Below are 17,973 nucleotides of genomic sequence, written 5' to 3' on the forward strand. Positions count from 1 at the left end.
TGCCCAGGTGACAGCGGGCGTCGACCGGGCCGCGCAGGACCAGCCGACCGAAGGTGTTTGGAGCCGGCGGCCGCAGGGTAGGAAACGATCACTGACCGTTGATCTCCATGGAAGGAGCACCTCGATGAGCGCCCCTGACCTGTCCGCGCTGCTGCTGACCGCGACGACCGCGGAGCCCCGTCCGGGAACGCTGCGGGTCACCGTCACGGGCGAAATCGACATGGTGACGCGGCCGCGTCTCGACGAGGAACTCGACCGCGCGATCGCGGCGGCACCGCGGCGGCTGGTGGTCGATCTGCTGGGCGTGGGTTTCTGCGGCGTGACGGGCGTGGCGTCGCTGGGCCGCCTGCGGGCTCGCTGTGCCGAGGCCGGGATCGACCTGGCGGTGAAGCCGTCCGGTGTCGTGCGCCGGGCCTTGGACCTCGCCGCGGTCGCCCCGCTGTTCCGGCTGGAGGGCCGGCCGGAACAGCAGCTCATCGCCCGGTGACGGACGGCCCGGCGAACGTCCGCGCCTCTTCGTCCGCCGCCGCCAGCTCCCGGTCCGCGGCCGCCGCGTCGCCCGGACCTCCGCGGCGAAGCAACGCCTCGGCGTGCCGGCGGCGGGAAAACACGACCGCGGGCCAGTGGGCCAGCGCGAGGTTGTGCCGTACCGCGGCCCGAAGGTGCGTGACCGCTCGGTCGGGGTCGCCGGCCGTCAGGGCCGTGGTCCCGAGCGGGTGGTGGACCGAGCCGAAGCACGCGATGCCCAGGCTCGGCATCGCCGGCAACTGCGCGAACGGCGCCAGCAGCTCGTGGACTCGCGCCGCCGTCACCCGATCGTCCAGCAGGTAGGCCGTTTCCGCGGCGCCGCACAGCGAAGTCAGCCAGCTGCTCGACCGCGGCAACGCACCCAGGTCTTCGCCGCACAGCCGCGCCAGCGCGCCCGCGGCCGTGCGGCGGTCCCCGGCCGAGGCCGCCGCCACGGCGAGCGCCGCGTAGTACGAGTTGTCGATCGGGCTGAGCGTCGGCGAGTGCATCAGGCCGTCCAGCACCGGCACCAGCTCGCCGAGCCGGCCCTGGAACCACCGGATCGCCACCAGTTGCGCGCCGTACCAGCCGAGTGCGTCGGAGTCGCCCGCCGCGTGGCCGGCCTCGGCGCAGGCCTGCGCCCCGGCTTCGGCCTCGCGGAACCGGCCGGCGCGGATGGCCAGCATGACCTTGAGCGCGTCGGCCACGAAGCCCGCCGCCAGGTGCTTGCGCTCGGCCAGCAGCTCGTCGAGCTCGACGAGCCGCCGCTCGGCGTGCCGGTCGCCGGCCAGGAACAGGTCGACGGTGTCCCACAGCACGCCCATCACCAGATCGGTGCGCCGCCCCGAGCGGGCGCTCACCCCGACCAGCTCCGTCGCGAGGGCGTGCCGCAGCCGCGTGTGGTCCGGGCCGAGCAGGCAGTGGTGGGCCAGGCTCAGCGCCTCGGCGTGCGCGACCGGGTCGCCCGCCGCGCGCGTCCGCTCGGCCGCCGCGAGGACGCGGTCGTGCGTGCCCGCTTCGTAGTCCAGCTCGGCCGCGAGCCGGACCCGGAGCCGGTGGCCCAGCGTGGACCCGGGATCCACCTGCTCCAGCGCGTGCCGAAGCCGCGTCAGCAGCGACGCCGCCGCGACGGCCGTCCGGTGCTCGTGCACCCACAACCCGCCCAGGCCGAGGGCCGCGCGGGCGAGCGTGGTGGCGTCCCCGGCCCGCTCGGCCCGGACGTAGGCGGTTTCGAAGTGTTCCCGGCTGGTCCGGAGGTCGCCGTCCTCGAGCAGCGCGTGTTCGCCGACGGTGAGGGCGTCGTCGGGGGTGGTCACCGCCGCGGTCGCCCGGGTGGCGAGCAGTGCCGGGTGGTGGTCGAGCACCTGGCGGTGCACCTGCGCCAGCACCGGCGACGGCTCCACCCCGGACGTGGTGATCAGGCCGTGCCGGGCCCGGCGGAACGCCTCCAGCGCGTCGCTCTGCCGCCCGGCCCGGTAAAGCGCCGTCATCAGCTGCGCCCACAGCCGTTCGTGGCCGGGGAACGCGGCGGTCAGCGCCTCCAGCTCGGCGATCAGCCCGGCGTCCTCGCCGGCCGCGAGGTCGGCGTCGATCCGGTCCTGGACGGCGTCGTGGCGCAGCCGGTCGAGCCGCATCCCCTCGGCCGCCAGGGTTTCCACCTCCCCGAACTCCTCGTAGGCGGCGTGGCCGCGCCAGAGGTCCAGCGCGGTGGCCAGTCGTTCCCGGGCGGCGGCGGGTTCCCCGGCGGCCAGCACCCGCCGTCCCTCGGCGGCGAGCCGTTCGAACCGCGCGGCGTCGAGGGCGTCGGCCGCCAGGTGCAGCACGTACCCCGGCGGCCGGGTCACGATCACCCCCGAGCCCACCGTGCCGCGCAGTCGTGAGAGGTACGTCCGCACGGTCCGGTCGGCGTGCGCGGGCGCCTCCGCACCCCACAGCGCACGGCCCAGCGAGGCGACGCTGACCACCCGGCCCGCCTCCGCCGCCAGCACCGCCAGCAGGGTCCGCAGGCGCGGCCCCCCGACGTCCCGCGGCTCGCTGTCCAGCCGCACTTCGAACGGTCCCAGCACCCCGAGGTCCACCCCGCCCATGCCCGCCCCTCCGCGACGCGGTTATCCCGCGTGCTTCGGCGTACAGGAGCGGGCCACGCCACCCGGGATACGTCCGACGCCGAAGTAAACCTCCGTCGACGAACTGTCGACGGAGTGTCGACGGGCGCTGCGAGGCTCGCCTGGCGCGGACCAGGAGGGTCCGCGGCCACCGGTTCTTCGGGAGGAAGTCCATGAAACGCATGATTCGGGGTCTGGCACCGGTTTTCGCCCTCGCGGCGACGGGGGCGGCGGTGCTGGCGGGTGCCCCGGCGGCGACCGCGGCGCCGGCGCACAGCGCGGCGGTCCTCGAGGTGAAAAGCGCCACGTGGGGCCAATTGCACGTCGGCGACTGCGAGCAGGACAACGGCACCATGGTGATCCGGTCGGACGGCACGGGTGACTGGAGCGCGACGACGCTGACGTTCCAGACGCACACGGGCGATGTCTGGCACTCCAGCTTCGACTTCAAGACCACGGCCGGGACGAAGCTGTTCTCCGCGGGCACGTTCGACAGCCCGCGGATGGACGACGGAAACCCGCCGCCGCGCTACTTCTGGACGAAGCACTTCACTTTCGACGCGTCGCTCTTCAGCGCTGTCAACATCTTCAAGACGAACCAGCACTCGAGCTGCTGAGCGGGGAGCGAACCGCCCTGGGTCACGGTGCGCCGGGACCCAGGGCGGTGCCCGCGACGGCTCCGCCGGGGCGGAGCTCCTTCAGCTCGACGAATATCGCGTGCGTCGGCGTGGCACCGACGTTTTCGCCCGAGTGCTCCTGGGCCGCGAGCCAGCGCACCGCGCCGGCCGGCAGCTCCACGCCCACCTCGCGGCCGCCGGCGGAGATCCGGCGGCTGAACCCGCTCAGCGTGACCATCACCGAGTCGGGGTGCCGGTGCGGCGCGGTCCGTTCGCCCGGGACGTCCTGGTACTCCAGGACCCGTACCCGCTCGTTCTCGAAGACCACCCGGTACAGCTCGGGATTCGTTTCGGCCGGGTCACCGGTCATGGCCGCCTCCTTCGTGGGACGTGGGTACCATGATGGCATGGCTGTCCCGTATGAGTCCACGGGCCGGAGTCGGCAGAAGGGGCGGACGCGTGCGGCGCTGGTCGCGGCGGCCCACGAACTGCTGGCGAAGGGCGTCTCACCGGCGGTCGAGGACGCTGCCGAGGTGGCCGGGATCTCCCGCACCACGGCCTACCGGTACTTCCCGAACCAGCGCGCGCTGCTCTTGGCGGCGTACCCGGAGATCCAGGACGACGCGGGCCTGCTGCCCCCGGACGCGCCCGCCGACCCGACCGCCCGCCTCGACCTGGTGATGCGGGCGTTCATCGAGTTCACGCTGCGCTGGGAGCCCCAGCTGCGCGCCCAGCTGAGGCTGTCCCTGGAGGCCGGCGCGCCGCAGCCGGTGCTGCGGCGCGGCCGGGCGATCCGCTGGATCGAGGAGGCACTGGCCCCGCTCGCGGAAACGCTGGACGTCCACGCCCTGGCGGTGGCGATCCGCTCGGCGACGGGCATCGAGTCCCTGGTCTGGCTGACCGACATCGGCGGCCTCGACCGCCCCCGGGCGGCCGAGGTCCTGGCCGGTTCGGCCCGCGCGATCCTGCGCGCCGCCCTCGACCGGGGGGCTAGCTGATCGGCACCGTCGCGGTGCAGGACGCCGAGCCGTTGTCGAACGTCGCCGCCGCGGTGCCCGTGGACGTGACCGGCACGGTGGTGGTCGTCGGCACGGTGAAGGTGGTGTGCCCGGTCGTCGCCGACGTCTGGGAGTACACCGTGTGCGTCGTCGATCCGGTGCGGTAGGAAATCCGCAGGGAGACGGTGCCCGCGACGTCGCCGATGTACGGCCCCGACACTGTGTAGCCACCGGTGATGCGGTAATCGAAGCCGACGGCTTCGTACTGGAGGGTGAACCTGCCGCTGAAGTCGCCCGAGTGGCAGATGCTCGTCCGCTGGATCATCGACGCCGCTCCGGCCGGGGTGGCCGGAACCGTCGCGCCGGCCAGCAGCGCCCCCAGCGCCACCAGCCCGGCCTTTTTCGCAGTCTTCATCTTTGTTCCTCCCTCTCGCTTTCCGTCATCCTGCCCGGTGCCGCTTCCGTTCCGCTTCCCCGTTACGCGGTGGTGCGCACCAGCAGGACGGGGCAGGCCGCGTGGTGCAGGAGGGCCTGACCGGTGGAGCCGAGCAGCAGGCCGGGGAACCCGCCGCGGCCGCGGTCGCCGAGAACGACCAGCTGGGCGGTGGCGCTGCGCTCGACCAGTTCCTTCCGCGGGTGCGCGTGCACGACGATCTGCTCGACCGCGACGTCGCCGGTGTCGTGGGCCAGCACCCGCTCGCCGAGCAGCCGGCGTCCCGCCTCGGTGACGCACCGCGGGTCCCGGTGCGGCGGCGGGCTGTCCGCCCACGCGTGCAGCACGACCAGCGGCGCGCGGCGGGCCCGGGCTTCGGCGAGGGCGGTCGCCAGGACGCGGGCACCGGCTTCGCTGCCGTCGACGCCGGTGACGACCGGCCGCTCGGCCGCGCCGGGTTCGTCCCAGCTGTCCCCGCGGACGACGACGGTGTCGCAGCGGGCGTGGGTGCCGACGGCCGTGGCGACCGATCCCGCGAGCAGGCTGGTGAGCCTGCCGTGCCCGGTCGAGCCGACGACGAGCAGCGCGGCCGACCGCGACGCCTCGATCAGGGCTTGGGCGGCGCGGTCGGGATCGAGCCGGGTGACCGCGCCGGGAACCCCCTGCGCGCCGGCGAGCTCCTGTGCGGTCCGCAGCGCGCGCCGCCCCCGGGCGCGCAGCGCGTCGACCATCTCTTCGGGCGGCGGCACGACCCCGCCGGCGAGCAGGGCCGGAACGTCGAGGGCGTGCACGACCTCCAGCGGCGCCGCCCGCAGCCGGGCGGTCCGCGCGGCCCAGCGGACGGCATCGAGCGACTCGGCCGACCCGTCCACCCCGGCGACGATCGGCAATCCGGCGGCGGTCACCTCCCAGACTGTAGGCCCGCACACCCGCCCCCGGGACCCACCCGGCGAACTCGCGTACCCAGCCGGACGACTCGCGTACCCAGCCGGACGACTCGCTTACCTGGACGGACGACACGCGTACCCAGCCGGACGACACGAGCGGGCCCGCGGCCGATCGGTGTGTCGTCCGTTGCGGTACGCGTGTCGTCCTCCTGGGTACGCGTGTTGTCCGGTCGCGGGCGCGGGCGGTGTCGGGCAAGATCTGCGGCGTTCGTCCCCGACCGAAGGAGCCCGATGGCGGTGCTGGTCGTGGCCGCGGCGGTGCTCGGCCTGCTCGTCGGGTCGTTCCTCAACGTCGTGATCCACCGGGTGCCGCGCGGTGAGTCGGTGGTCCGCCCGCCGTCGCGCTGCCCGGCCTGCGGGCGGAGCGTCAAAGCCCGGCACAACGTCCCCGTCTTCGGCTGGCTCGTCCTGCGCGGCCGGTGCGCGGGCTGTGGTGCCCGGATCAGCGTCCGGTACCCGCTGGTCGAGCTCGGCACCGCCGTGCTGTTCGCGCTGCTGGCCCTGCGGCTCGACCCGCCGGACCTGCCCGCGTTCCTCTCCGTCGGCGCTATCGGCATCGCCCTGGCCCTGATCGACGTCGACTGCCGCCGCCTGCCGAACGCCATCGTGCTGCCGTCGTACCCGGTTCTCATCGTCCTGCTGACGGCGTCGGCCTGGTGGCGCGACGACTGGTGGTCGCTCGCCCGTGCCGGGATCGGCGGCGCCGCGCTGTTCGGCTTCTACCTCCTCCTCGCGCTGGCGTACCCGGCGGGCATGGGCTTCGGCGACGTCCGGCTCGCGGGCCTCCTCGGCGGGATCCTCGCCTACCTGTCCTGGCCGGCCCTGCTCATCGGGGCGTTCGGCGGGTTCCTGCTCGGCGCGGTCGCCGGCGTCGTCGTGCTGGCGACCGGCAAGGGCGGCCGCAAGACGGCATTGCCGTTCGGGCCGTTCATGATCGCCGCCGCGCTGGTGGCCGTCTTCGCGGCCGGCCCGCTCGGCCAGGCCTACCAGCGGCTGACCGGCCTCGCCTGAGCGGTCACCGGTTCTCCGACCAGCTCAGTCACCCGCCCGACTTCGAGGCTGACTCTTCGTGACAGTTCCCCGCGTGATGAGTCACGCCGGCAGCTATTTGAACATGTTCAACTCTTGGCGTACCGTGGGAACGGGCGAACCGTGAAGGGGGTTGCGTGAAGATCGTGATTCCGGGCGGCACCGGGCACCTGGGACGGGTGCTGGGCCGCGCGCTGATCGGGCAGGGGCACGAGGTCGTGGTGCTGACCAGACGGGAAGCACGGCCGGAGCCGGGGGTGCGCCACGTCCACTGGGACGGCCGCGGCCCGGGCCCGTGGACGGCGGAGATCGACGGCAGCGACGTCGTCCTCAACCTGGCCGGCCGGTCGGTGAACTGCCGGTACACCCCGGCGAACCTGCGCGAGATGCTGAACTCCCGCGTCGACTCGGCGAGGGTGGTCGGCGGCGCGATCGCCCGCGCGGCCCGCCCGCCGCGGGTGTGGCTGCAGATGAGCACGGCGACGATCTACGCGCACACGTTCGGCGCCCCGAACGACGAAACCACCGGAGTCCTCGGCGGGGACGAGCCGGACGTGCCGGCCTATTGGTCGTACAGCGTCGACATCGCCAAGGCGTGGGAGCGCGAGCAGCGCCTGGCGGTAACCCCGGACACGCGCAAGGTGGCGCTGCGCGCGGCGATGGTGATGAGCCCGGAACCCGGCGGAGCGTTGGCGATGCTCCTGCGTTTGACGCGCCTGCGCCTGGCCGGCCCGGTTGCGGGCGGCGGCCAGTACATGTCGTGGATCCACGAGGAGGACATGGTCCGGGCGATCGGCTTCCTCATCGAGCGCGACGAGCTGAGCGGGCCGGTGAACCTGGCGGCCCCGGAGCCGTTGCCGTACGCGGACTTCCTGCGCGCTCTGCGCTCGGCGGCGGGGGTGCGCGTGGGGCTGCCGGCGACGAAGTGGATGGCGGAGATCGGCGCGTTCGTGCTGCGCAGCGACACGGAGCTGCTGTTGAAGAGCCGCCGCGTGATCCCGGGGAGGCTGCGCGAGGCGGGATTCGAGTTCAGGTACCCGGAGTGGCCGGCCGCGGCCGCGGATTTGGTGCGGCGGTCACGGGAGCCGGTGAAGACGGTCAGCTGAGCCCGGCATCGGCCGGTTCGCGTGTCTGGCGAGGGTGCCTCGTAGGCCGCGGTGGTCCGGCAAGGCCGGGGCACGGCCGCGAGGGGAGGGGCCGTGCTGGTCCACTCAGGACGGTCAAGCCGGGTCGGCGTTGTCCCGCAGGCGTCGCAGCAGCAGGGCCAGGTGGAGGCGGAACCGGCCGGCCGGCGAGTCGACTTCGAACCCCAGCACCGACTCCGCGCGGGCCAGCCGGGCCGGCATCGTGCTGTGGTGGCGGTGCAGCGCCGCGGCCGCCTTGCGGGCCGAGCCCGTGGCGCACAGCGCGTCCAGGGCCGCCAACGTGTCCGCGCCGTGGGGTTCGGCGGCGAGGCGGTCGAGCGCCCGGACGTCGGCCAGCTCCGCGAGTTCCGCCGGCGCCAGTTTGCCCGCGAAGGCGGCCAGGCCGCCCAGCCGCTCCCACCACACCACCGGCTCCGCCGCCGAGGTGAAGCGCAGGGCCGTCCGGGCCGCCGCCCAGGAACGGGCCACCTCCATCGCCGGTCCCTCCGGGCCGATGCCCGCGCGCGCCCCGTCGGGCGGCGAGGGCACTTCGCCGGGCAGCAGGACCGCCCGCACCCCGCCCAGCCGGGCCGAACGGCCGGCGATCGCGTCGACGCCCGTGCCCGCGAGCACGCGCAACCGGGCCGCCGGGCCGAAGCCGAGCAGGTGCAGGGCCCGGGACCGCTCGGCCGTGCCGGTGTCTTCGGACAGCACCAGCTCGACCAAAGCGGGATCCCCGAGCTCGGGCCGCGGCACACCGGAGTGCTCCAGCAGGATCGCGGCGGCGATCGCGAACCGTTCGAGCAGCATGTCGTCGAGCGGAACCGCCGCGCCCGCCCGGGCCACCCACACGACGACGCCGCCTTCGAGCGTCCGCGTGGCGGCCCCCGCGGGCGCCGCGGCCGGGGTGACGACGCCGCCCCCCGGCGACGCACGCAGCGACAGGCCTTGGCCGGGGGCGTGCACACCGACGGGGCAGCCGGCCAGGTCGGCGGTGCTGCGCACGAGCGCATCCAGACCCGCGCGCCCGGTGATCAGGCGGTCGAAGAACCCGATCACCCGCACGGCGTTCTCGGCGTCGGCGTCGAGCCCGGACAGCCGCAGCAGCAGCCCTTTCATCCCGCCACGATAGGCGCGCTCACCACCGGATGGCGAGCATCGGCCCGGCGATGCCGCAGCCGGATGGCGCGGGCGGCTTGGCAAGATCCGCCCGCCGGATGCCGCGGGTCGGCAACCCCGCGGCCCGGCCCTGCACCGCCCGCCGCAGAAATGGCGCGGGTCGGCACCGCGCGGCCCCGCCCGGCAGTGGTCGCCGCAGAATGGCGCGGCTCGGCAAGCCTGCAGGCGGCTCGCGCGGCCCGGCGGGGCATTGCTCGCCGCTGAATGGCGCGGGTCGGCAACTCTGCGGCCCGGCCCTGCACTGCTCGCCGCTGAATGGCGCGGGTCGGCAACTCTGCGGCCCGGCCCTGCACCGCCCGCCGCAGAATGGGCGCGGGTCGGCACCGCGCAGCCGGCCCGCGCGGCCCGGTCCGGCAACGTCCGCCCGCCAGATGGCGTGAGTCGGCAACCTCGCAGCCAGCTCGCGCGGCGCGGCCTGCTCGCCGCCAGAAGGCCTGAGGTCGGCACCCCGCAGTTCGCCCGCGCGGCCCGGCACTTGCTCGCCGCCAGAATATCCCGGCTCGGCACCTCGCGCGGCCCGGCCGGGCACCGCCCGCAGCCAGAATGCCCGGGCCGGCAACACACCGCACGGCAACCGGCCGCCGCCGGGTGGCGCTGATTCGGGGGGCAACGGCCGCCGCGTGGCGGTGGTCCGGGACACCCCGGTCGGCCGATCATCAAGACCATGACCTACGCGATCGATCCCGAGCTGCTGCCCTGGCTGGACATGCTGCCCGCGGTGACCCTCACCGACCACGAGTCCCTGCTGGCCGCGCGCTCCTCGATGGCGCAGCTCAGCGAAGTCCTGCCCGCCTACGAACCGGCCGCCCCCGTCGACGTCCGGGACGTCGCCGTGCCCGGGCCGTCCGATGCCCCGGATGTGCCGGTGCGCGTCTACGCCCCGGCGAACCGCGCCGCCGCGGTGCCCGGCCTGCTCTACATCCACGGCGGCGGGTTCGTCATGGGCGATCTCGACACCTTCGACGCGCACGTGCTGCGCCTCGTCGACGAACTGGGGATCGTGATCGTCTCGGTCGACTACCGGCTCGCCCCCGAGCACCCGTTCCCGGCGCCGGTCGAGGACTGCTACGCGGCCCTTACCTGGGCGGCGGCCAAGGCGGACGAGCTCGGCATCGACCCGGCCCGCCTCGGCGTGGCCGGCGAAAGCGCCGGCGGTGGCCTCTCGGCCGCGGTGGCGCTGCTGGCCCGCGACCGCGGCGGCCCGCAGCTGTGCTTCCAGTACCTCGGCATCCCGGAGCTCGACGACCGGCTCGACACCCCGTCGATGCGGGCCTACACCGACACGCCGATCTGGAACCGGCCGAACGCGGTGCAGAGCTGGACGAGCTACCTCGGCACGGAACCCGGCGGCCCGGACGTCTCGCCCTACGCCGCCCCGGCGCGCGCCACCGACCTGGCCGGGCTGCCGCCCGCGTTCGTGACGACGTGCCAGTTCGACCCCCTGCGCGACGAGGGAATCGCCTACGCGCAGCGGCTGGCCCATGCCGGCGTGCCGGCCGAGCTGCGCCACTACCCGGGGACGTTCCACGGCTCCAGCCTGGTCGAGACGGCGGAGATCTCCCGCCGCATGTTCGCCGACGAGCTGGACGCGTTGCGGCGCGGCCTCCGCATCACCGCCGGCTGAGGGAGCGGTCGCGCACGCCGGACGGGCGTGCGCGACCCGGGCGCGGATCAGCCCGCCGGACTGACGTCGATCAGCACCTTCCCCGTGATCCCGTCCTCCGACGCCGCGTGCGCCTTCGCCGTTTCCCCCAGCGGGAACCGGTGGATCGGCACCCCGCGATCCTCGCCGACCCCCAACGCGCCGTCCGCCAGCGCCGCCGTGATGTCCTCCGCGCCCGCGCGGAGCTTGTCCTCGCCCACCGTGTACAGCACCAGGAACTGGTAACGCGCGTTGAGCATCAAGTTCGGCCCGAACTCCAAGGTCACCGTTCCGGTGCCCCGGTCGTCGCCGTACGTGGCGACCGTGCCGCGGGTGCGCAGCACCTCCGTGTGCAGCTTCGCGTTGACCCCCATCGCGACCTCGACCACCAGGTCGACACCGTCGGGGGCGACCTCGCGGATCCGGGCGCCGAGCTCCGGGTCGGGATACCGCAGCACGTGCTGAGCGCCGGCCGCCCGGGCGAGGGCGGCCTTCTCCTCGCTGCTGACCGTCGCGATCACCGTCGCCCCGGCCCAGCGGCCGAGCTGGATCGCCGCGTTGCCGACCGCGCCCGCCCCGCCGCTGACGAGCACCGTGCGGCCGGCCAGCGCGCCGGGGGAGAGCCGGGACGGGCCGTCCTCGGCGACCGTGAGCGCCCGGTGCGCGGTCAGTGCCGGGACGCCGAGGCCGGCGCCCTCGTCGAACCCGGCGCCGTCGGGTAACCGGACCAGCTTCGAAGCCGGCAGCACGGTGTACTCCTGCGCCGTGCCGGACGTGGGCCGGTACGCGCCGGCGATGATCGTCCACACGCGGTCGCCGGGTGCGAAGCCGGTGACGTCCGGGCCGACCGCGTCGACCACGCCCGCGCCGTCCTGGTTGGGCACGGTTTCCGGGACCTCCGCCCCGGGTTCGGCGCGCAGGCCGCTGCGGGCCTTCCAGTCCGTGGGGTTGACCGCGGACACCACGATCCGGACGCGGACTTCACCCGGTCCCGGGTCCGCGACGACCCGCTCGGACAGCTCCAGCACTTCGGGTCCGCCGTGACGGCGGTAAAGGACTGCCTTCATGCCGGGTGCAATCCGCGGACGGGCCGGGATATTCCCGCCGGTCCCCGGAAATGTGCGGCGGGAAATCGTTTTTCGGCGCGGGGAAAGCGCGAAAACGAGATCCCCCGGGCGGGCGATTTTCGGTGCTCGCGTCAGCGGAATCGGCGGCCGTCGCAGAAACTGGGCGCGTGGGAGAGGAAAAGAGCACATCGGGGGACGAACGGCCGAAGCGCGACGACGGTGAGCCGACGCCGATCTTCGACGCCGTGTTCAGCGCGACGCGCGCGCTGGCGAAAACGCCGAATCCGGCGCGGGAACCGGACGAATCCGGGCGGTGACCGGACAGCGGAACGGCGGGCGGACCGCCGACGTGCAGCACGTTGTTCGACGTCCGCGACGAACATGTAGCATCTCGGGTGCCCGAACACCCGTGGCCGAGGAGTGAGCCGTGGCCGGCGTCGTCAACAGCATGATCGCTGCCGAGTACGCGGCGGGAGCGTCGATCTCGGAGCTGGCCGAGCGCTGGGGGATCGACCCCCGGCAGGTCGTCGAGCGGATTTCGGCGGCCACCCGTTCCTGACCGGGCTCAGATCGCGCGTTCCCCCTTGCCCAGCACGACGATGCCGCCCTCGCTGACGTGGTAGTGCCCGCGGTCGCGGGCCAGGTCGACGCCGATGTGCGCGCCGGGCGGGACCACGACGTTCTTGTCCAGGATCGCCCGCCGCACCACCGCGCCGCGGCCGACGCGGGCGCCGTCGAGCAGGACCGAGCCCTGCACCACCGCGCCCTGCTCGACGATGACGTCGGGGGAGAGCACCGAGTCGACGACCTGGGCACCCGAGATGATGCAGCCGTTGCTGACGATCGACTGGTTCGCCGAGCCGCCCTCGACGAACTTCGCCGCCGCGCGCTGGCCGGGGTGGGCGAGGATCGGCCATTTCCGGTTGTAGAGGTTGAAGATCGGGTGCGTCGAAATCAGGTCGGTGTGCGCGTCGTAGTAGCTGTCGATGGTCCCGACATCGCGCCAGTAACCGTGGTCGCGTTCGGTTTCGCCCGGGACCACGTTGGTGGTGAAGTCGTAGACGGCGGCTTCGCCCGATTTGACCAGCGCCGGGATGATGTCGCGGCCCATGTCGTGGTGCGAGGAGGCGTTTTCGGCGTCGGCGTGCAGCGCTTCCAGCATCACCTTCGTCGTGAAGATGTAGTTGCCCATCGACACGTACGACTCGTCGGGGGAGCCCGGCAGGCCCGGCGGGTCGGCAGGCTTTTCCATGAACGCGTCGATCATCAGCCCGTCGGTGGTCCGGATGACGCCGAACGAACTCGCCTCCGCCCGCGGGACCCGGATCCCGGCCACCGTGACGCCCGCCCCGGACGCGATGTGGGCGTCCAGCATCTGCCGGGGGTCCATCCGGTAGATGTTGTCCGCGCCGAACACCGCGATGTAGTCGGGGTCCTCGTCGTAGACCAGGTTGAGGCTCTGGTGGATGGCGTCGGCGCTGCCCTGGTACCAGCGCGGGCCGAGCCGCTGCTGCGCCGGGACCGGCGTGACGTACTCGCCGGTCAGCGCCGAGAGGCGCCACGTCGTCGAGATGTGCCGGTCGAGCGAGTGCGACTTGTACTGCGTCAGCACGCACAGCCGGCGGATGCCGCCGTGCACCAGGTTCGACAGCACGAAGTCGATCAGCCGGTGCGTGCCGCCGAACGGCACGGCGGGTTTGGCGCGGTCCGCGGTGAGCGGCATCAGGCGCTTGCCCTCGCCGCCCGCGAGGACGATGCCCAGCACGTCGGCTCCAGTTGTCACTACGACCTCCCGCACGCTTCGTAGAGGGCGACCGTCCGCTCGGCGATCGCCTTCCAGCCGAACTCGCCGACCGCGCGCTCGCGGCCGGCGGTGCCCATCGCGGCGGCCCGGTCTCCCGCGCCGACCACTTCGTTCAGTGCGGCGGCCAGGCCCGCCTCGAACGCTCGCGCGTCCTGTTCGTCGTAGTGCACCAGCAGCCCGGTGCGCCCGTCGTCGACGACTTCCGGGATGCCGCCGACGTCGCTGGCCACCACCGGGGTGCCGCACGCCATCGCCTCGAGGTTCACGATGCCGAGCGGCTCGTAGACCGACGGGCAGGCGAACACCGTGGCGTGGGTCAGCAGCTGCACGACTTCGGGGCGCGGCAGCATCTCCGGGATCCAGCGGACGCCGGTGCGCGTCTTCTCCAGCTCGGCGACCAGCCCGCGGAACTCCGCGTCGAGCTCGGGGGTGTCCGCGCCGCCCGCGCACAGCACGAGCTGGGTGCCGGGGTCGAGCGACGCGGCCGCGCGGACCAGGTGCGGGACGCCCTTCTGCCGGGTGATCCGGCCGACGAACAGGACATACGGCCGGTCGGGGTCGACACCGTGCTTGGCCAGCGCGTCGGTGCCCGGGTCCGGGCGGTACAGGGTGGTGTCGATGCCGTTGTGGATCACGTGCACCCGCTCCGGCGGCACCGCTGGGTACGCGGTGAGGACGTCCCGGCGCATCCCGCCGCTGACCGCGACGATGGCGTCCGCGGCTTCGTAGGCCTCGCGTTCGATCCACGACGAGACGCGGTAGCCGCCGCCGAGCTGCTCGGCCTTCCACGGCCGCAGCGGCTCCAGCGAGTGCGCGGTGACGACGTGCGGGATGCCGTGCGTCATCTTCGCCAGGTGCCCGGCGAGGTTCGCGTACCAGGTGTGGCTGTGCGCGAGGTCGTGGCGTTCGAGCGCGTTCGCCATGGAGACCGCGATGTCCATCGTCGTGAACGCCGGCTGCCGGTAGCCGTGCGGATCGGTGTGCCCGGTGGCGTCGGGCCGGTCCGCGCCCCAGCAGTGCACGTCGAGGTCGACCAGCGGTCGCAACTCCCGGGCGAGGAACTCCACGTGGACCCCGGCGCCGCCGTAGACCTCCGGCGGGTATTCGCGGGTGAGCAGACCGACCTTCATGATGCGAACCCTAGGGCCTCACGGGCCCGTGGCGCAGTCTGGCGGACCGGGGAATCGCGCGAGTTTTCCGTCACTGCCCGGGTGATCCCACCGCCGCGGAGCGGACCAGCCGGTGCGTCCGGTCCGCTCCGGCGGCCGCGGCGTCCGGCTGAACAGCGGGTTCGCTGTCCGGTCCGCTCCACTGTGGACAACCCGTGGCCCGGCGCGCAGCCGGGCCACGGGCCGGTCAGTGCCGGTACCGGAGAGCCCACTCCTCCCCGCAGTTCCCGCAGGTGCCGACGAAGAGGGTCCCGCCGTCCCCGTCGACCTCGTGCCAGCCGTCGACGCGCACGCGGTACGGGCCGGCCGGGACGGTCCCGAACGCCACGTGCCCCTGCGCGTCCGACACGGCGGTCGCGGTGACCGAGCCGTCGACGCGGTCGACCAGTTCGACCGGCGTGCCGGCGATCGCCTCGCCCGCGTCGACCGTGTAGTTGCTGTTGTCGTCGTGGTAGATCACGCCACCGGTCGTGCCCGGCGGGGCCGGCACGTGGGCGAACACGTCGACCTCGGGCCGCCCGTCCAGCGGGCCGGGGTCGATCCCGAAGTCGCAGGCCGCGTAGAAGCCGCCGTAGGTGGGGGCGGCCGACGGCACGGTGCCGGTTTCGGTGAACGTCCGCGTCTCGCCCGCGGCCAGGTCGATCCCGCCCGGGGCGGCGACGGCCCAGTCCGTCCACCCGAGCAGGTGGTCGGGGCCGCCGAAGCGGTCACACCCGGCGGTGATCCCGTGGAGGTCGCCGCCGCTGACGTTGGTCACCGTGAAGGTCACCCGCACCTGGTCGCCGGCCTGGTAGGTGCCGCGGTCGAACGAGCCGGTCGCGTGCACCTTCTCGGAGAACGGCCGGAGCGCGCGCAGCTGCACCGCGGGCCCGGGGTCGCTGCCGTCGACGTCGAGGTACTGCTGGGCGGCGGCTTCGTAGATCCAGCCGTCCGGCAGGTCCCGGGTGGAGATCCCGTAGCGCTGGGCGGGCAGATCGGTGAAGGCGAACCGCCCGTCGGCGTCCGTGGTGACGTCGACCGGGTTGCCGGAGCTCGTGCCGTACAGGTAGGCGACGGCACCGGGCAGGCCCTCGCCCGCGTCGAAGGCACCGTTTTCGTTTCGGTCGCCGTAGAGGACACCGGAGGCCGGCCCGTGGGTCGTCGTCGGGTCGAGCAGCGGCACGACGAGGTCGCCGCCCTGGGCCCAGTCACTGCGGAACCGCTCGTGCGGGACGCCGGAGTTCCAGGTGTGGACGGTGGCGGTGATCGTGAACGTCCGGGTGGCGCCCGGGTCGAGCGCCACGCCGGCCTGCGGGCTGCCGCCGAGACCGGCCCAGTCCTGGACCGACAGCCAGGAGCCGGAGAGGTGCTCGTCCCAGATCGTGACCTTCGGCATCGGCTGGTCGGTCGGGTTGGTGAGCGTCAGCGTGATCGGGAACGGCCTGCCGAGCAGCTGGGGCCCGTCGCCGACCGACGCCGCGATGATCAGCGACGGCGTGTCGGCGTGGGCGGCCGGCACGGTGAGGGCGCCGGTGGTGAGCACGGCGGCGAGCACGGCGAAGAGCCGTCTCACCCCGCGCAGGGGTGTTCTGGACACGGTGTATCCCCCTGGAACGGCCGGGCCGGCGGCTCCCCGCGGCGCCGCCCGGCGATGGCGCAGAAGACTGCGATCACCGTCAAGCTAGCGAACGCGGAGGCGCCGGACCAGAGCCGACGGGGTGATCAAGACACGTCGCGGCCCGCGACGGCCGCCTGGGCCGTCTCGGACCCTGGGTGCAGCGGCAGCAGCCGGTCCAGGCCGAGGATCTGCAACGGCCGGGCGACCGCGGTCTCGCCGGCGGCGATGGCGTAGGGCACGTTCCGCGCGGCGGCGTCCCGGTGGGCCTCGACCAGCACGCTGAAGACGGTCGAGTCGCAGTAGGTCGTCTCGGTGAGGTCCGCGACGACCCCGCGGGCGCCGGCCCGGATCGGACTCAGCAGGGCGTCCCGCAGGTCGCGCGCGTTGTTCAGGTCCAGCTCACCCACGCAGCGGACGGTCACGATGCCGGCGTCGGTCGTGACGGTGAGGTCGGACGCGGTGTGGTCTTCGGTCATGGGTTCCCCTCCTTTTCGGGCACCCGGACCGGGATACCCGCCGCGGCGGGAGATCACTCGCCGGCGCTGTTGCGGCATCCGAGGGAAGGCGATGCGCAAGCGTTGCGCCGCGGTATAGCTTGGTTCGGGGACGGGTTCCCGGCACGTCACCGGCCGCGGCGGTTGCCACACCGCGCGGCCGGTGGGATCCGGCTGACGCGGGCCGGATCGCCGGCGCCGGGCGGCGCCGGAGGGGACGCGGCCGGCGATCGCCCCGCCGCCGCGTCCCCGCCGCGGCCTGCGTGTCTCCGCCGTTCGGCCGCCGGGAACATCGCTAAACTTCGGCCGTTCGCGGTCAGCTAGGCGAAGGGGCACGGTGGAACCCGACAACGACGCGCTACCCGTCGCCGGGGCTTGGGCGCCCGGCAAGGTGGCCGAGCTGCTCGGGGTCTCGCCGGTGACGCTGCGCAGCTGGAGCGCGCGGTACGGGATCGGCCCGCCCGCCGGCGCCGGGCGCCACCGCCGCTATTCCGACGCCGACGTCCGCCGCCTCCAGCACATGCAGCGGCTGGTCGCGCGGGGGATGCCGGTGCGGGAGGCGGCGGAGGCGGCGTTCGGCCGCGCGCCGGCCGGGCTCGAGGTGCCGGCGTCCCGCCGCGCGCGGGAGCTCGCGGAGGCGGCGGAGGAGCTCCGGTACGCCTCGGTGGCGGGGCTGCTGGACGAAACGCTGGGGACACTGGGCCCGGCCGCGGCCTGGACCGACGTACTCGCACCGGTCCTGCGCGGCTTGGGCGACCGCTGGCAGCGCGGCGATGTGTGTTTCGCGTCGGAGTGGGCGCTGACGTCGGAGATCTCCCTGGCGTTCGAGCGCTTCAGCCGCCGGTTCCCCGCGGCGGTGCCGGGCCGACCGGTGCTGCTGGCCTGTTGCCCGGCGGAGCGGCATTCGCTGCCGATCGAGGCGCTGCGGGCCACCCTGGCCGAAGCGGCGGTCCCGGTGGCGTATCTGGGCCAGCTGGTGCCGGCGGAAACGGTGGCGGACCTGGCGGCCCGGTTGGACCCGGTGCTGGTGCTGCTGTGGTCGATGGCCCCGACCACGGCCGACGACCTGCTGGCGGCCCGGATCCGCGCGTCCGGCTGCGAAGTGGGCACGCTGGGCCCGGGCTGGGCGCACCTGGGGGATCGCGGCTTCCGGTGGGTGAACGACCTGGCCTCGGCGGTGGAACTGGCGGTGGAGCACGCGGAGGCTTGAGGGCCGGCGGCCGGCCCCGGCTCGCGCGGGGGAACCGGCTCGACGGGACCT

19 protein-coding genes are annotated in these 17,973 nt (G+C 74.1%); 9 read left to right on the plus strand and 10 right to left on the minus strand.

The features are described 5' to 3' along the window. Positions 1-124 precede the first annotated feature (124 nt). Positions 125-487: an STAS domain-containing protein gene (locus tag QRY02_RS11475; protein ID WP_285991502.1), complete on the plus strand. Its 363-nt coding sequence runs from the start codon at positions 125-127 to the stop codon at positions 485-487. Here the strand turns inward: QRY02_RS11475 and QRY02_RS11480 are convergent. Further along, positions 474-2,594 (minus strand): AfsR/SARP family transcriptional regulator, encoded by a 2,121-nt coding sequence (locus QRY02_RS11480; protein ID WP_285991503.1) that lies wholly within the window; start codon positions 2,592-2,594, stop codon positions 474-476. The genes QRY02_RS11475 and QRY02_RS11480 overlap by 14 nt on opposite strands. A gap of 191 nt (positions 2,595-2,785) precedes the next feature. On the opposite strand from QRY02_RS11480, the gene QRY02_RS11485 reads away from it, so the two are divergent. After that, positions 2,786-3,229: a DUF6294 family protein gene (locus QRY02_RS11485; protein WP_285991504.1), complete on the plus strand. Its 444-nt coding sequence runs from the start codon at positions 2,786-2,788 to the stop codon at positions 3,227-3,229. 22 nt (positions 3,230-3,251) lie between these two features. On the opposite strand, the gene QRY02_RS11490 is transcribed toward QRY02_RS11485, so the two are convergent. Further along, the gene (locus tag QRY02_RS11490) at positions 3,252-3,599 is read right to left on the minus strand and encodes a cupin domain-containing protein (RefSeq protein WP_285991505.1); all 348 of its coding nucleotides are present in this window, start codon (positions 3,597-3,599) and stop codon (positions 3,252-3,254) included. Positions 3,600-3,636: 37 nt separating this feature from the next. Between QRY02_RS11490 and QRY02_RS11495 the strand changes: the two genes are divergently transcribed. Next, positions 3,637-4,227 (plus strand): TetR/AcrR family transcriptional regulator, encoded by a 591-nt coding sequence (locus QRY02_RS11495; RefSeq protein WP_285991506.1) that lies wholly within the window; start codon positions 3,637-3,639, stop codon positions 4,225-4,227. On the opposite strand, the gene QRY02_RS11500 is transcribed toward QRY02_RS11495, so the two are convergent. Together QRY02_RS11500 and QRY02_RS11505 are read right to left on the minus strand one after the other, a co-directional pair. After that, entirely contained in the window at positions 4,220-4,642 is a 423-nt protein-coding gene (locus QRY02_RS11500; protein ID WP_285991507.1) for a hypothetical protein, read from the minus strand. The two genes, QRY02_RS11495 and QRY02_RS11500, sit on opposite strands and share 8 nt — an antisense overlap. Before the next feature lie 62 nt (positions 4,643-4,704). Then, a complete protein-coding gene (locus tag QRY02_RS11505) occupies positions 4,705-5,565 on the minus strand; it encodes a universal stress protein (protein WP_285991508.1) in 861 nt (286 codons plus the stop codon). 273 nt (positions 5,566-5,838) lie between these two features. Between QRY02_RS11505 and QRY02_RS11510 the strand changes: the two genes are divergently transcribed. Further along, the gene (locus tag QRY02_RS11510; RefSeq protein ID WP_285991509.1) at positions 5,839-6,618 is read left to right on the plus strand and encodes a prepilin peptidase; all 780 of its coding nucleotides are present in this window, start codon (positions 5,839-5,841) and stop codon (positions 6,616-6,618) included. Positions 6,619-6,773: 155 nt separating this feature from the next. Then, positions 6,774-7,742 carry a TIGR01777 family oxidoreductase gene (locus QRY02_RS11515; protein WP_285991510.1) on the plus strand — a complete coding sequence of 323 codons (969 nt, stop codon included), beginning with the start codon at positions 6,774-6,776 and terminating at the stop codon, positions 7,740-7,742. A gap of 114 nt (positions 7,743-7,856) precedes the next feature. Here QRY02_RS11515 and QRY02_RS11520 read toward each other — a convergent pair whose 3' ends face one another. Continuing rightward, positions 7,857-8,879 (minus strand): helix-turn-helix domain-containing protein, encoded by a 1,023-nt coding sequence (locus QRY02_RS11520; protein WP_285991511.1) that lies wholly within the window; start codon positions 8,877-8,879, stop codon positions 7,857-7,859. A 724-nt stretch (positions 8,880-9,603) separates the two neighbouring features. On the opposite strand from QRY02_RS11520, the gene QRY02_RS11525 reads away from it, so the two are divergent. Further along, positions 9,604-10,563, plus strand: a complete 960-nt coding sequence (locus QRY02_RS11525; protein ID WP_285991512.1) for an alpha/beta hydrolase — start codon at positions 9,604-9,606, stop codon at positions 10,561-10,563. Positions 10,564-10,610: 47 nt separating this feature from the next. Here the strand turns inward: QRY02_RS11525 and QRY02_RS11530 are convergent, their stop codons facing one another. Next, on the minus strand, positions 10,611-11,648 hold the full coding sequence (locus QRY02_RS11530; RefSeq protein ID WP_285991513.1) for an NADPH:quinone reductase: 1,038 nt from the start codon (positions 11,646-11,648) through the stop codon (positions 10,611-10,613). A gap of 167 nt (positions 11,649-11,815) precedes the next feature. Between QRY02_RS11530 and QRY02_RS11535 the strand changes: the two genes are divergently transcribed. After that, on the plus strand, positions 11,816-11,965 hold the full coding sequence (locus tag QRY02_RS11535; protein ID WP_285991514.1) for a hypothetical protein: 150 nt from the start codon (positions 11,816-11,818) through the stop codon (positions 11,963-11,965). Between the two features lie 110 nt (positions 11,966-12,075). Then, on the plus strand, positions 12,076-12,207 hold the full coding sequence (locus tag QRY02_RS11540) for a hypothetical protein (protein WP_257920605.1): 132 nt from the start codon (positions 12,076-12,078) through the stop codon (positions 12,205-12,207). Between the two features lie 6 nt (positions 12,208-12,213). On the opposite strand, the gene glgC is transcribed toward QRY02_RS11540, so the two are convergent. The 4 genes from glgC to QRY02_RS11560 all read right to left on the minus strand — a co-directional run bounded on the left by glgC (position 12,214) and on the right by QRY02_RS11560 (position 16,694). Beyond that, positions 12,214-13,431: a glucose-1-phosphate adenylyltransferase gene (gene glgC / locus QRY02_RS11545; protein ID WP_285991515.1), complete on the minus strand. Its 1,218-nt coding sequence runs from the start codon at positions 13,429-13,431 to the stop codon at positions 12,214-12,216. Beyond that, complete coding sequence (gene glgA, locus QRY02_RS11550; RefSeq protein WP_285991516.1) at positions 13,431-14,582, minus strand: glycogen synthase; 1,152 nt, start codon at positions 14,580-14,582, stop codon at positions 13,431-13,433. Before glgA ends, glgC begins: the two co-directional genes overlap by 1 nt. A 226-nt stretch (positions 14,583-14,808) precedes the next feature. After that, entirely contained in the window at positions 14,809-16,197 is a 1,389-nt protein-coding gene (locus tag QRY02_RS11555; RefSeq protein ID WP_285991517.1) for an SdrD B-like domain-containing protein, read from the minus strand. A gap of 125 nt (positions 16,198-16,322) precedes the next feature. Beyond that, positions 16,323-16,694, minus strand: coding sequence for an STAS domain-containing protein (locus QRY02_RS11560; protein WP_285991518.1), 372 nt, complete (start codon positions 16,692-16,694; stop codon positions 16,323-16,325). Positions 16,695-17,049: 355 nt separating this feature from the next. Here QRY02_RS11560 and QRY02_RS11565 point away from each other — a divergent pair, with 355 nt between their 5' ends. Further along, on the plus strand, positions 17,050-17,922 hold the full coding sequence (locus QRY02_RS11565; RefSeq protein WP_285991519.1) for a MerR family transcriptional regulator: 873 nt from the start codon (positions 17,050-17,052) through the stop codon (positions 17,920-17,922). Positions 17,923-17,973: the final 51 nt, after the last annotated feature.

The sequence above is a fragment of the Amycolatopsis sp. DG1A-15b genome (assembly GCF_030285645.1).
Taxonomy (GTDB): Bacteria; Actinomycetota; Actinomycetes; order Mycobacteriales; family Pseudonocardiaceae; genus Amycolatopsis.